Consider the following 12,908-nt stretch of genomic DNA (forward strand, 5'->3'; position numbering starts at 1 on the left):
CATCAACCGAAGCCGCCGGAGGTTGGACGCTGTCAGGATCCCTTCGGCGCCGGCCCGAGTTCGCGCAGCAGATCACCCATGCGGGAATACGCCTTGTTCCGGTAGGCGATGACTTTCGCCTTCGTGTCGTCGTCGAAGTCGCCCGTCCACCCCTTGCCGTTCTTGGTGCCGTGGCGGCCGGCGTCGACGTTGTCCGTAAGGAGCTTGGGAGTGGCCATGCGTTCCCCGAACGCGTTCTCCAGGGTGCGGAATCCCTTGACGTACACGTCGAGTCCGGCTTGATCGGCGATGGCGAACGGACCGAAGAACCCCAGCCGGAACCCGAACGTGGTGCGCACGATGGTGTCGACGTCCTCCTTCGTGGCCACCCCCTCTTCGACGATGAGCGTCGCTTCCTTGAGCAGCGCGTACTGGAGGCGGTTCAGCGCCATGCCGGGGGTGTCGGCAACCTGCGCGCCCTCACAGCCGGCGCGGACGAGGAGATCCTTGATGGAGTCGATGACCTCTTGGGTCGTCGCCTCCCCGGCGACCAGCTCGACGCCGGGGATGAACGGTGCGGGGTTGGAGAAGTGCACCGTGAGGAACCGCTCAGGGTTGGTGACCGCCTCCACCAGCACTTTGACGGGGATGGTGGACGTGTTGGTGCCGATTATCGCGTCGGGGCGGGCGCTCGCGCAGATCCTCGCCAGCACTTCCTTTTTGACGTCGGGATCTTCGAAGACGGCCTCCATCACGAAGTCGACGTCGGAGACGGCGTCCTCCAGGCTATTGCCGGCAGTGAGATTGCTCATGATGGTCTCGGCGCTGCCCGTGTCGAACAGCCCTTGCTCCTCGAATTCCCTTGCCTCCCTTTCCAGCCGCTTGAGGGCTTCCTGGGTGGCATCGGCGCTGACGTCGGCGATCTGGACCTGAAACCCGTTCAGGGCGAGGACCTGGGCGATTCCACCGCCCATGTACCCGGCGCCGACGACTGTGACGGTGTTGATTCTGCGCATGCGAAGTCCTTCGAGTTGGAGGTCAGGCGAGTGCGGAAGTGAGAACCTGCTGGATGTACTCGCGGTTCTCGGCGCAGACGCCCAGGGAGTCGGAGCCGTAGTGCTCGCAGCAGAACGGACCCTGGTAACCGAGGTCGAGTGCGAGGCGGATCATCTGGCGGTAGTTGATGTATCCGTACTTGAGGGGCAGCGGGGCGGAGCTGTACGCGCCGGTCGCCGGGTCGTAGTCGCGTGAATAGTTCTTGATGTGCCAGAAGTTCGAGTAGGGAAGGACTTTGGCGTACATCTCACTGAAATGCGGCATGGGTCGATGCAGTCGGATCAGGTTGCCCAGGTCGGGGTTCAGGCCTACTGCGTCGTGGTCCACGTCGCGGATGAACTGCACCGCGTCATCCGGTGTTCCGATGTAGGTGTCCTCGTACATCTCAAGGCTGAGTTCGATGCCGTTGGAACGCGCATGGTCACCCAACTCGCGGACGCGTTCGATCGCCAGGTCACGCAACGCCGGATCGTCCACATGACCTTCCACCAACCAGAACCAGATCTGTTCGCTCTGCTCTTCGGTGATCGCCTGCATGAAACCGGTGTTGACGATCGTGGCACCGAATGACGGTGCCAGGTCGATGAGCCGGTGCGCGTCGGCGAGGTTCTGCACGCCGTTCGCCACGTCGACAACGGAGTTCCGGGTCATGGAGATCGACGAGATCGCCAGGCCCTCATCGCGCAGAACGCCCCGGAACTCCTCGACACGGCTGTCGGAGAGCGCAGCGAGCGGAACCCAGGCGTCGGTGGGGTCGATGTAGTCGAACCCCAACTCGCGGACCTGGCGCAGCTGCGCTGCCCACACGGCAGACGGAGCGTCCTTGATGTGGCCGCCGTCGGGCGCGCGGTTACCGAATCCGAGCATGTTGGCCGCAATGGGCCACGTGTCAGCGGAGTGCATCTGAAGTACCCGTAGTGGTGTGCATCACAATATAGGATATAGGGGTACCGGGGCCCGATGTCAATGGCAGGTAAGCTCCTGTTCCCCGGTCAGTGCGCCGTCTAAGGCGGCGGAGTGACCGCGATCGCGACGTGTCCGTCGGGGGTAATCCCGCGGGAACTCGGAAAGGCCTGGAGTGGGAGCGCACGAGTTCGGGATGCCGACACGCAACACGCTCGTCGACCAGGTTTACGAGCGTCTGATGGAGCTCCTGCTCGACGGCACACTCCGCTCCGGGGACCCGATAAGCATCGACGGAACCGCCCGTCACCTGGGGGTCTCGCCCACACCGGTGCGCGAGGCGCTGGCGCGCCTGGAGTCCACCGGCAACGTCGTCCGAGTGGCCATGCGCGGCTACCGAGTGCCCGAGATGCCGGATGCCAAGGAGATCGCCGACATCATGGACGCCAGGCTCCTCATCGAGCCCAGGCTCGCCGAATTGGCCTGTGAACGGGTCGACGCCGGTTTGCTCGACGCCTTGGAGGACGTGATCGCCGAGCAGGAACGCGCCCCTCACACCGCCGACGCGGCGGCGATCACGGAATACCACCGCGCGGATGAACGGTTCCATCGCCTGATCGCCGAACACGCGGACAACGCCGCGTTGCTGCGGGCCTATGACGCGCTCGGTGGCCACGGGCAGCGTTTCCGCCTGTTCATTGGTAGGGGTGTTACCGATTCCGCGCACGCCATCGCCGAGCACCGCGAAGTCGTGGCTGCCCTGCGGCGCGGTTTCGGCCCCGAGGTGTATCGGATCATGCATGGCCACATCGAAAGGGTGAAACAGCGGGCATTGGCCGAGCAGGCAGAGGCCGACCGCACGCGATAATCGCGGATGCGGCGCCGGATTTCCTATAGGATTGTGCGACCTACCCGGTCGCGGGACCGGCTCCTGCGTGCTGACCCGTTGCATGCCGAAGGACGGACCAATGACGTACCTCCTCAATTCCCCGGACGATTTCGCCGACGAGGCGGTTCGCGGCCTCGTTGCCGCTAACCCCGAACTCGTGGTCAAGGTGCCCGGCGGCGTGGCTCGATCGACACAGACTCCGCAGGGCCAGCCCGCACTCGTGATCGGCGGCGGTTCGGGGCACTACCCAGCCTTCGCCGGGTGGGTCGGACCAGGAATGGGCCATGGTGCGCCGTGCGGCAACATCTTCTCCTCGCCGTCGGCCTCCGAGGTCTACTCGGTGGTACGCAACGCCGAGAACGGCGGCGGCGTGATCCTGGGATTCGGCAATTACGCCGGAGATGTCCTGCACTTCGGGCTGGCCGCGGAGAAGTTGCGTCACGAGGGGATCGACGTCCGCATCGTCACCGTCAGCGACGACATCGCCTCCAACGGCCCGGAGAACCATCGCGACCGTCGGGGCGTGGCCGGCGATCTCCCGGTGTTCAAGATCGCGGGAGCCGCCATCGAAGCCGGTGCGGATCTCGACGAGGCCGAGCGTCTGGCCTGGAAGGCGAACGATGCCACGCGCTCGTTCGGATTGGCGTTCGACGGATGCACCCTGCCCGGCGCCGATGAGCCGCTGTTTCACGTCGAGAAAGGCCGCATGGGTGTGGGACTCGGCATTCACGGCGAGCCAGGTGTCCGCGACGACCGTCTCGGCAGCGCCTCCGAAGTCGCCGATCTGCTCGTCGACGAAGTCCTGGCCGAAGAACCGCCGAGGGGCGAGAACGGTTACAACGGCCGGGTGGCGGTGATCCTGAACGGGCTCGGAACGGTCAAATACGAGGAGCTCTTCGTCGTCTATGGACGTGTGGCGCAACGTCTTGAGGAGAAGGGCCTCACCGCCGTGCGCCCTGAGGTGGGCGAGTTCGTCACCAGCCTCGACATGGCCGGGCTGTCGCTGACGCTGGTGTTCCTCGACGAGGAACTTGAAAAGCTCTGGCTGGCACCGGTGGAAACCCCCGCGTATCGCCGCGGGGCGCTGCCGAACACCGCGCGCGCTCCGCGCACCAGCATCTGGGACGCGGCCGAAGCGGAGATCCCGCAATCGAGCGAGGACTCCCGAGCCTGCGCCCAGAAGATCACCGCCGTACTCGAGCTTTTCGAGCAGGTGTGCACCGAAAACGAGGCCGACCTCGGCCGTCTCGACGCAGTCGCCGGCGACGGCGATCACGGCCAGGGCATGACGTTCGGCTCCCGTGGCGCGGCGCGGGCAGCCCGCGCCGCCGCGAAACAGGATGCCGGTGCTCGGACGACGCTGTTGCTGGCCGGTCAGGCGTGGGCCGACTCGGCGGGAGGCACTTCGGGCGCACTGTGGGGCGCCGCGCTGACCAGCGCCGGAGGCGTCTACTCCGACACCGAGGGCGGCAGCGACCAGCACGTCGTCGATGCGGTCAGCGCCGGGATCGACGCCGTCGTCCGTCTCGGTGGCGCCAAGCCCGGTGACAAGACGATGGTCGACGCCGCGGTGCCGTTCCGCGACGCACTGTCTGAGGCCTTCGGTTCCGAGGCGTCCGAGGGCAGGGCAGGCCGGGCAATCGCCACCGCAGCCGCCGTGGCCCGCGAAGCGGCCGAAAAAACGGCCCATATTCCGGCGAAGCTGGGCCGCGCACGGGTACTCGGAGACAAGAGCCTCGGCACCCCGGATCCCGGCGCACGGTCGTTCTCGCTGCTGATGAAGGCGCTCGGCGAGCACCTGACCGGATGAACGAAACCCCAACGGAGGAGCAGAAATGGCATTGAGAATCGTGATCGGCGGCGACAACGCCGGATTCAACTACAAGCAGGCGCTGCGCAAGGACCTCGAGTCCGACGAGCGGGTGGAGATCGTCGACGACGTCGGTGTCGCAGACGTCGAAGACACCACGTCCTATCCGAATGTCGCCGTCGCGGCCGCCGAGAAGATCGCAAGGGGTGAGGCGGATCGCGCACTGCTGATCTGCGGTACGGGGCTGGGCGTGGCGATTGCCGCGAACAAGGTCAAAGGCATCCGCGCCGTCACCGCGCACGATCTCTACTCCGTGCAACGCTCGGTGTTGTCGAACAACGCACAGGTGCTGTGCATGGGCGAGCGGGTCGTGGGACTGGAGCTCGCTCGTGTCCTGGTGAAGGAATGGCTCGGCCTGCAGTTCGATCCGGAGTCTTCCTCCGCAGCCAAGGTCAACGACATCTGCGCGTACGAGGGTGACTGACACGGGAGCAGTTGGCGTAGGGCCCTTGTGGATCGGCACCAGTTGGAAGATGAACAAGGGCCTCGACGAGGCCCGTCGCTACGCTCGGGGCCTGTCCGACTACGTCAAAGCGACCGCCTTGCCGGGAGTGCAGCCCTTCATCATTCCGTCGTTCACCGCACTCGCCGCCACCCGCGACGAACTGGGTGCCGATTCGCCCGTTCTGCTCGGCGTGCAGAACGCGCACTGGGCGGATCACGGCGCTTGGACCGGCGAGGTGTCCGTCGTACAGGCGAAGGACGCCGGGGCCCAGCTCGTCGAGATCGGCCACTCCGAGCGTCGCGAACACTTCGGCGAAACTGTCGAGACCACCCGGCTCAAGGTGGCCGCTACGCTGGCCCACGGCTTGGTGCCGCTGCTCTGTATCGGTGAGAGCGCCGAGACCAAACGGGCAGGCGAATCATCGCGATTCATCCTGGACCAGGCCGCCGGTGCGCTCGACGGTCTCGACGAGGACCAGCTGCGTTGCGTTCTCATCGCGTACGAGCCCATCTGGGCGATCGGCGAGAACGGCCGTCCCGCCACGGTCGACGAACTGCAAGAGCCGTTTGCCGAGCTCGGGCGTGAATACGGCTGCCGCACACGAGGGTTGCTCTACGGCGGCTCGGTGAACACTGACAACGCCGAGGACCTGCTCGGCATCGACCACGTCACCGGGCTGTTCATCGGTCGGGCCGCCTGGCAGTTGCCCGGTTACGTGCGACTCCTCGAGATGGCCGCAGCGCACTCCAAAGCATCAGGCTGAGCGTCAGGTCGAGCGGCCGTTCCCAGACCATCTGCGGCTCGCCGGTCAGATCGACGGCGCGACCGTCGGCGGGGCATCGGCGCTGCCGGTTCGAGCTACTTCCGAAAGTGCGGACCCGCGCTCGGCGGCGGCCAGATGATCGTGTCGCCGCTCTCGCGGACACCCCACTTACGCTTCGAGGGCTGCCGCATGTCCGGGTGTGAATCCTCGACCGGGGTGATCGCGACCGCGACCCACACCGCCGTGAGCGTCGCCGCGGCCACCGCGGACACACCAGACGAAATCGCCAGGATCGGACCCGCCGAGCTGGTCTGGCACCACCAGAACGCGCCGACCCCGGCGACCGTCGACAACCCCGACAGGTAGGCCGCCGCAGCGCACCACCGGAATCGGCGACGCCTCAGCGTGACGACCGAGCAGACCGCGGCGCCGGCGGCCAGCACTGACGCGGCCAGCGGGACCGTCCCGACGTCGTGGCCTACCACCCATGTCGTGATCCCACACGCGACCAACACCAGGACAGCTACCCACGCCACGCGACGTGCCCACAGGGGCAGGTGAACGTCCTCGAGCACCCGGTGTTCGATCTGCTTGAGGGCCGCTTCGAGCGACCGGTCACGCTGCCGCAGACGGAACACCACACTCACCTCTTCGAGAAACTGCCTGGTGTCGAGGATAGTCGCGGGCACAAACCGCCTGGTCAGAACTTCCCGTCGAGGTACTCCGCGTAGGCAGGCAGATCCAGCTGGCCATGTCCGGACAGCCCGATGACCACCACCTGCTCCCGCGGATCGTCCGCGACATGCTTGGCGGCCGCCGCGATGGCGTGCGTCGCCTCCAGCGCCGGCACGATGCCCTGCGTGCGCGCGAACTGCACTCCGGCGGCGAATGCGTCGTGCTGCGAGATCGCCACGCCCTCCACCAGTCCGAGTTCGACGGTGTGGCTGAGCGCCGGCGCCATGCCGTGGTAGCGCAGGCCGCCGGCGTGAATCGGGTCCGGCACGAAATCCATACCGAGCGTGTGCATCTTGAGCAACGGGGTCAGCCCGGCCACGTCGCCGTGGTCGTAGCGGTACTCCCCCTCGGTGATCGACGGGCACGCGGCCGGTTCGGCGGCCACAATCCGCGGGTTCGACCGGCCGTGGATCTTCTCCCGCAGGAACGGGAACGACAGCCCTGCGAGGTTGGAACCGCCTCCGGCGCAACCGAACACGACATCGGCACCGTCGGCTTCCACCAGCGCCAGCTGCGCGACGGCCTCCTGGCCGATGACGGTCTGATGCAGCACCACGTGGTTCAGCACGCTGCCCAGCGCGTAGCGCGCCTCCGGGTCGGCCGCGGCGACCTCGACCGCCTCGCTGACCGCCATGCCAAGGCTGCCGGTGGTGTCCGGATCCCTGGCCAGGATCGCACGGCCCGACTCGGTGAGCGTCGACGGGCTCGAGTGCACCGTGCCCCCGTAGGTCCGCATCAGATGCCCGCGATACGGCTTGGACTCATACGAGGCGCGGACCTGCCACACCTCGATCTCCAGACCGAATTGGGCCCCGGCGAACGACAACGCGCTACCCCACTGGCCGGCGCCGGTCTCGGTGGTCAGCTTCCGCACACCGTCGACGGAGTTGTAGTAGGCCTGGGCCACCGCGGAGTTGGTCTTGTGACTGCCGACGGGGCTCACACCCTCGTACTTGACGTAGATATGGGCCCCGGTGTTCAGCGCCTTCTCGAAGCGGCGAGCGCGGATCAGCGGAGACGGACGCCACATCGTGTAGATCTCCCGCACCTCCCGCGGGATCTCGATGTAGGTCTCGGTGGCCACCTCCTGCGCGATCAACCCGCTGGCGAACAGCGGCGCGAGGTCATCCGGGCCGACCGGCTCCTTGGTGCCGGGATGCAGATGCGGCGGGATGGGCTCGGAGAGCTCGGCCGCCAGGTTGTACCAGTGCGTCGGCACCTGCACGGTGACGAGGTCCGGATGGGTGGCGCCGAGCTGTACGGTCATGCCGGACACCCTAACGGTCGCGTTTGCGGGGCTGAAATGTACTGGTCAGGCCGAAGTCGCCAGTAGCTCAGTGCTGTTAATTGCGCATTACGTGATTTCGGGCCCTGCGGTGGGCTGATGTTCGACCGCGTCGGAACTTTCCGACCGCTAAATCGATTGCGCCAGTTGATAGCCGACTCCCTGTTGGCTGATCGCAGCGTGCGATCCAATAGTGCACCGGCTGCTCATCGGACTCGGGCAGGAGGCGCCGACATGGCTCCCGATTAGTACGCGGCATGAGACCCTTGAGGCCCCACCAACGGCACTGACGGTCCACCGCGATCAATTGACCTGTACGTCGACGATTCACCGAACGACAAAGGGAGTAGCCAGATGAGTCAGGAAAGGGCGGCCCTGCCAACCGTGCTCAGCGAGTTCGCTATGGACAACAGCTTTCTGGGCAAGATCGTCGAAGTGTGTTTCGCCACCGAGGACGCTCAGCGCACCATGGAAGGTCTCGTGCGACTGGGCGTCGGCCCCTTCCGGGTCTATACCTTCACCTCCGAGACCGTCGCGGAGCAGACCTACCGCGGCGAGCCGAGCCCGTTTGCTCTCACGGTGTGCTTCGCCACCAACGACGATCTGACTTTTGAGATCATGCAGCCGTTGTCGGGGCGCACCGTCATAAGGGAATTCCTCGACCAGCATGGCGAGGGAATCCATCACATTGCCTTTGATTGCAACAACGCACCCTGGGAGACACGGTTGAAAATGTTCGCCGACCGCGGCTTTTCAGCGACGCAAAGTGGTCGTTGGCTCGATCAGAACTCATTTTCCTTCTTCGACACCGAGGCTGCGACCACCGCATGCTTCGAGACCTACCACTTCCCCGACGACTTCACCTACCCCGAACCCAACCAGTGGTATCCAGCCCCGCCGCCCATCAATGAAGGTTCGCTGCACGAGCTCCCTCCGCATACCGACAGCCGAACCGACGAGGCACGCCAATACACCGGTGACTGAAATGCCCAATCGGTCGAGTCAGCCGGCCGCGCTGCTCGAAAGAGGCGATGAGCGCGGCCAGCACCCCCACCACGCACCGTTCGACGAACAACACCTTCGATCGGGCTCGTCGCGAAACGGACTTGATATTTCCTATCGCCCCACTTCACAACGACATTGAGTGAAATCGACCTTCGGCGCAAACCAGACACAGGCACCAAATGGCGCTGCCGTCCGGAAGCTGCGAGCCGCTAGGCCTCCTTCGCCCCGATCAGGGCTTCGGAGATCACACTGGTCGCCCTCTTCAGCGCGGGAACAGCGCGGGCGATCACATCTTTGCCCATACGTCCCGACGGGCCGGAGATCCCGATCGCCATCGGAGTCGGAGCACCCGGCACCGCCATCGCGACGGAGCGAACGCCGATCTCGAGCTCCTCATCGTCGATCGCATAGCCGTCGGCGCGCACACGCTCGACGTTCGCAAACACCGCAGAAAGAGTCGACGCACTGTTCTTGGTCGGTGCTGGAAGTCCCGACTGCGTAACCAGTTTCAAAATACGGGCATCCTCTAATTCAGCCAGGACAGCCTTGCCCACGCCGGACGTGTGCAGACCGACGCGCTTGCCGACCTCATTGTTCGTCCGCATCGTCTGCGTAGAACGAACCTGCCCGGTGTAGATCACCATGTCGCCGTCGAGCACCGCGAGACTCGCCGTCTCCGACAGTTCGTCGACCAACGACTCCAGCACTGGGCCGGCGACGGCGCCGAGCTGGCGGTTGGCGACTTCGCCGAGCCGAATCAGCCGCGGGCCCAACGCATAGCGGCGATTAGGCAGTTGGCGCACGTAGCCAAGGCCGACGAGTGTGCGCAGTAGACGGTGGATCGTCGGCGGCGGCAACGGAGACTCCGCAGACAACTCTGTCAGCGAGCACTCCCCTCCCGCGCGTCCGATCAACTCCATCAATTCGAATGCGCGCTCGACCGACTGCACGCCGCCTGATTTCTCCGCCAACTGTCCACTCCTGGCCGCCGATGTGCATTCCATTCAACAGGTCCAAAATCTATTCCACAATACGGAATTGCCGCGCGGTCCGACAAAACGCTGCGTGTACATTTCACAGCTCGCGCTCTAAACTCCACAATGTGGAATTCCCGCCATACGTTCAGACAGCGGGCCAACCGTGACACGACGCCTCGATGATGCGGTGCTGGCCGACGTGGACCGCCGCCTCTCGACCGCCGATGCACAGCTGCTGGCCCGATACCCCGGCGACGACGGCCGTCGGCAGCCGGTCCACACCGTCTACATCCCCGGCAACCGGTACTCGGCGACGATGCCCGCCGACTGGGGATCCATCGCTCTGACCGCCGCGAAGGATGCCGGCGGACTCGACGCCGTGGCCGCACTGGTCGGCGCGAGCAGCGGCACGGATTGCGCACCCGAAACTCTCGCCTCCCTCGTCGAGAACAAGCTGACCACCGAGCCGATCGAAGACCTCCGCATCGACTTCGAGGACGGCTACGGCACCTTCGACGACGCGACCGAGGACGCCGATGTCGCACGGGCGATCGCCGCACTACGCAGTGCGCTCGACGCGGGCACCTCGACGCCCTTCGTCGGTACCCGCTTCAAGTGCTTCGAAGCAGGCACCCGTGCCCGCGGACTGCGCACGCTCGACATGTTCGTCAGCGGACTCGTCGACTCCGGCGGCCTCCCCGACGGCCTCACGCTCACCCTCCCCAAGGTGACGTCCGTCGACCAGGTCGAGGCGATGGTCGCGGTCGCCAGCGCCCTCGAAGGCGCGAACGGCCTGCCGGCCGGCCGCATCCGCTTCGAGGTGCAGGTCGAAACACCGCAGGCAATTCTCGGCGCCGATGGCCGCGCACCCGTTGCCCAGTTCATCCACGCCGGCCAGGGCCGCGTCAGCTCGCTGCACTACGGGACCTATGACTACTCGGCGTCCCTCGGTATCGCGGCCGCCTACCAGTCGATGGAGCATCCGGCAGCCGATCACGCCAAGAACGTCATGCAACTCGCGGTCGCAGGCACCGGGGTGCACATGTCCGACGGCTCGACCAACATCGTCCCGGCCGGTGACCCCGACAACGTCGCCGCGGCGTGGAAGTTGCACGCCCGACTGGTCCGCCGCCACCTGGAGCGCGGCATCTACCAGGGCTGGGACATGCACCCCGCCCAGCTCGTCACCCGATACCTGGCGACCTACGCGTTCTACCGTGGCGCCTTCGCACCCGCCGCGACGCGCCTGCGCAACTACGTTCACCAACTCGACTCGACCGTGATGGACGAGCCGGCCACCGCCCGCGCACTCGCCAACGTGATCCATCGCGGCAGCGTGTGCGGCGCCCTCACCGTCGACGAGATCGAGACCGCCATCGATCTCCCCCTGCCCACCGTGCGCGACATCGCGCTCGGCCGCCCACCAAGGAGCAACCAGTGACCCTCCCAGTGCCCGCAGCGTCGTACTACACGCCCCGCGGGGGCCTGCCCCCGCAGACCGATCTGCTGACCGACCGCGCCATCGTCACCGAGGCCTACACGGTGATCCCCCGCGGCGTGCTGTCCGACATCGTCACCTCGGTGTTCCCGGAGTGGACCGATACGCGCGCATGGATTCTCAACCGGCCGGTCGCCGGTGGTGCGACGACGTATTTCCAGGCGATTGTGGAGGTCAAGCCGGGCGGCGGGGCGCAACGACCCGAGCCCCAACCCGAGGTGCAGAGCTTCCTGTTCGTCACGTCCGGTGCACTCACCGTGGACGCCGCCGGCCAGTCGCAGACCCTCACCGAGGGCGGCTTCGCCTACCTTCCGGCGGGCACCGACTGGTCGGCCCGCAACAACGGCGACGCCGATGCGACGTTCGTCTGGATCCGCAAGCGCTATGAGGCCATCGAGGGGCACACCGCATCGGTCAAGTTCGGCAACGAGCAGGAGATCGAACCGTCGGCCATGCCGGGAACCGACGGCAAATGGCGCACGACGCGCATGCTCGACCCCCAGGACCTCGCGTACGACATGCACGTCAACGTCGTCACGTTCGAGCCCGGCGCGACCATTCCGTTCGCCGAGACCCACGTGATGGAGCACGGTCTGCTGATGCTCGAAGGCAAGGCCGTCTATCACCTCAACGGAGACTGGGTGGAGGTTCAGGAGGGCGACTTCCTGGCGCTGCGCGCGTTCTGCCCGCAGGCGTGCTACGCGGGCGGCCCGTCGAACTTCCGTTACCTGCTGTACAAGGACGTCAACCGCCAGATCATGCTGTAAGGCGTTGGCCTACAACTGAAATGGCCAGCCGATGACCTTCTTCTTGCGCGGGGTCGCGTAGGTGCGCACCTTGGAGGTGGACAAACCCATCCGGACCAGACCTTCGGCGATGGTGACCGCCGACCGGACTCCGTCGACGATCGGGACGCCGGTCGCGGCCTTCACCTTCTCTTCGAGTTCGGCCATGCCGCCGCAGCCGAGGCAGATCACTTCGGCGTGATCGTTCTCGACGGCCTCGCGTGCCTGCCGCACTATCGCCTCGACCGCACGGTCGGGGTCTGATTCGAGTTCGAGCACCCCGAGTCCGGACGCCCGGACCGACGCGCACCGTCCGTCGAGTCCCGCGAGCTTGAGCCGGTCTTCGATCAGTGGGACGGTGCGATCGAGCGTGGTGACGACCGAGTACTTGTGGCCGAGATACATCGCCGTCGACGCGGCCGCCTCGGTGATGTCGACCACCGGAACGTCGAGCAACTCCTGCAGACCTTCGCGTCCGTGCTCGCCGTAGCCGGCCTGGATCACGGCGTCGAACGGTTCGGGGTACGACGTCACGGCGTCCATCACAGCGATGGCCGCGAGATAGCTCTCGAAGTTTCCTTCGCACGACTCCGCGCCGAATCGCGGTGTGATGCCGACGATCTCGGTACCCGGTGCCGCGACACCGCGTGCCGACTCGGCGATCGCCTCGGTCATCGAGACGGTCGTGTTGACGTTGGCGACGAGGATTCTCACGGCG

At 66.0% G+C, this 12,908-nt stretch carries 13 protein-coding genes; 7 read left to right on the forward strand and 6 right to left on the reverse strand.

What is annotated here, in order from left to right; genetic code table 11:
* Nucleotides 1-32: 32 nt before the first annotated feature.
* Together C6A87_RS15550 and C6A87_RS15555 are read right to left on the reverse strand one after the other, a co-directional pair.
* Nucleotides 33-995 (reverse strand): 3-hydroxyacyl-CoA dehydrogenase family protein, encoded by a 963-nt coding sequence (locus C6A87_RS15550; protein WP_311113104.1) that lies wholly within the window; start codon nt 993-995, stop codon nt 33-35.
* A 22-nt stretch (nt 996-1,017) separates the two neighbouring features.
* The gene (locus tag C6A87_RS15555; protein ID WP_311113105.1) at nt 1,018-1,938 is read right to left on the reverse strand and encodes a sugar phosphate isomerase/epimerase family protein; all 921 of its coding nucleotides are present in this window, start codon (nt 1,936-1,938) and stop codon (nt 1,018-1,020) included.
* A 196-nt stretch (nt 1,939-2,134) separates the two neighbouring features.
* Between C6A87_RS15555 and C6A87_RS15560 the strand changes: the two genes are divergently transcribed.
* The 4 genes from C6A87_RS15560 (at nt 2,135) to lerI (ending at nt 5,905) form a co-directional block, all read left to right on the forward strand.
* Nucleotides 2,135-2,806 (forward strand): GntR family transcriptional regulator, encoded by a 672-nt coding sequence (locus tag C6A87_RS15560; RefSeq protein ID WP_311113106.1) that lies wholly within the window; start codon nt 2,135-2,137, stop codon nt 2,804-2,806.
* A gap of 100 nt (nt 2,807-2,906) precedes the next feature.
* Entirely contained in the window at nt 2,907-4,637 is a 1,731-nt protein-coding gene (gene lerK, locus C6A87_RS15565; protein WP_311113107.1) for an L-erythrulose 1-kinase, read from the forward strand.
* A gap of 25 nt (nt 4,638-4,662) precedes the next feature.
* Nucleotides 4,663-5,121: a ribose-5-phosphate isomerase gene (locus C6A87_RS15570; RefSeq protein WP_311113108.1), complete on the forward strand. Its 459-nt coding sequence runs from the start codon at nt 4,663-4,665 to the stop codon at nt 5,119-5,121.
* Complete coding sequence (gene lerI / locus C6A87_RS15575) at nt 5,114-5,905, forward strand: L-erythrulose 1-phosphate isomerase (protein ID WP_311113109.1); 792 nt, start codon at nt 5,114-5,116, stop codon at nt 5,903-5,905. Before C6A87_RS15570 ends, lerI begins: the two co-directional genes overlap by 8 nt.
* 95 nt (nt 5,906-6,000) lie before the next feature.
* Here lerI and C6A87_RS15580 read toward each other — a convergent pair whose 3' ends face one another.
* Together C6A87_RS15580 and C6A87_RS15585 are read right to left on the reverse strand one after the other, a co-directional pair.
* Nucleotides 6,001-6,543 (reverse strand): hypothetical protein, encoded by a 543-nt coding sequence (locus C6A87_RS15580; protein WP_311117954.1) that lies wholly within the window; start codon nt 6,541-6,543, stop codon nt 6,001-6,003.
* Between the two features lie 62 nt (nt 6,544-6,605).
* On the reverse strand, nt 6,606-7,907 hold the full coding sequence (locus tag C6A87_RS15585; protein WP_311113110.1) for a TrpB-like pyridoxal phosphate-dependent enzyme: 1,302 nt from the start codon (nt 7,905-7,907) through the stop codon (nt 6,606-6,608).
* Nucleotides 7,908-8,279: 372 nt separating this feature from the next.
* On the opposite strand from C6A87_RS15585, the gene C6A87_RS15590 reads away from it, so the two are divergent.
* Entirely contained in the window at nt 8,280-8,909 is a 630-nt protein-coding gene (locus C6A87_RS15590; protein ID WP_311113111.1) for a VOC family protein, read from the forward strand.
* Between the two features lie 230 nt (nt 8,910-9,139).
* Here the strand turns inward: C6A87_RS15590 and C6A87_RS15595 are convergent, their stop codons facing one another.
* Nucleotides 9,140-9,901 carry an IclR family transcriptional regulator gene (locus tag C6A87_RS15595; RefSeq protein ID WP_311113112.1) on the reverse strand — a complete coding sequence of 254 codons (762 nt, stop codon included), beginning with the start codon at nt 9,899-9,901 and terminating at the stop codon, nt 9,140-9,142.
* Between the two features lie 169 nt (nt 9,902-10,070).
* Between C6A87_RS15595 and C6A87_RS15600 the strand changes: the two genes are divergently transcribed.
* Both C6A87_RS15600 and C6A87_RS15605 read left to right on the forward strand, forming a co-directional pair.
* Nucleotides 10,071-11,348 carry a DUF6986 family protein gene (locus C6A87_RS15600; protein WP_311113113.1) on the forward strand — a complete coding sequence of 426 codons (1,278 nt, stop codon included), beginning with the start codon at nt 10,071-10,073 and terminating at the stop codon, nt 11,346-11,348.
* Between the two features lie 8 nt (nt 11,349-11,356).
* Nucleotides 11,357-12,172 carry a bifunctional allantoicase/(S)-ureidoglycine aminohydrolase gene (locus C6A87_RS15605; protein ID WP_311117955.1) on the forward strand — a complete coding sequence of 272 codons (816 nt, stop codon included), beginning with the start codon at nt 11,357-11,359 and terminating at the stop codon, nt 12,170-12,172.
* A 9-nt stretch (nt 12,173-12,181) separates the two neighbouring features.
* On the opposite strand, the gene C6A87_RS15610 is transcribed toward C6A87_RS15605, so the two are convergent.
* On the reverse strand, nt 12,182-12,904 hold the full coding sequence (locus C6A87_RS15610; RefSeq protein WP_311113114.1) for an aspartate/glutamate racemase family protein: 723 nt from the start codon (nt 12,902-12,904) through the stop codon (nt 12,182-12,184).
* Between the last annotated feature and the right edge of the window lie 4 nt (nt 12,905-12,908).

This window comes from Mycobacterium sp. ITM-2016-00317, assembly GCF_002968295.1.
Lineage (GTDB): Bacteria > Actinomycetota > Actinomycetes > Mycobacteriales > Mycobacteriaceae > Mycobacterium.

Bases quoted from the DNA above. Each gene is read 5' to 3' on its own strand.
- C6A87_RS15560 (WP_311113106.1), top strand. From the start codon at position 2,135: ATGCCGACACGCAACACGCTCGTCGACCAGGTTTACGAGCGTCTGATG.
- C6A87_RS15585 (WP_311113110.1), bottom strand. From the start codon at position 7,907: ATGACCGTACAGCTCGGCGCCACCCATCCGGACCTCGTCACCGTGCAG.
- C6A87_RS15590 (WP_311113111.1), top strand. From the start codon at position 8,280: ATGAGTCAGGAAAGGGCGGCCCTGCCAACCGTGCTCAGCGAGTTCGCT.
- lerK (WP_311113107.1), top strand. From the start codon at position 2,907: ATGACGTACCTCCTCAATTCCCCGGACGATTTCGCCGACGAGGCGGTT.
- C6A87_RS15550 (WP_311113104.1), bottom strand. From the start codon at position 995: ATGCGCAGAATCAACACCGTCACAGTCGTCGGCGCCGGGTACATGGGC.
- C6A87_RS15555 (WP_311113105.1), bottom strand. From the start codon at position 1,938: ATGCACTCCGCTGACACGTGGCCCATTGCGGCCAACATGCTCGGATTC.
- C6A87_RS15570 (WP_311113108.1), top strand. From the start codon at position 4,663: ATGGCATTGAGAATCGTGATCGGCGGCGACAACGCCGGATTCAACTAC.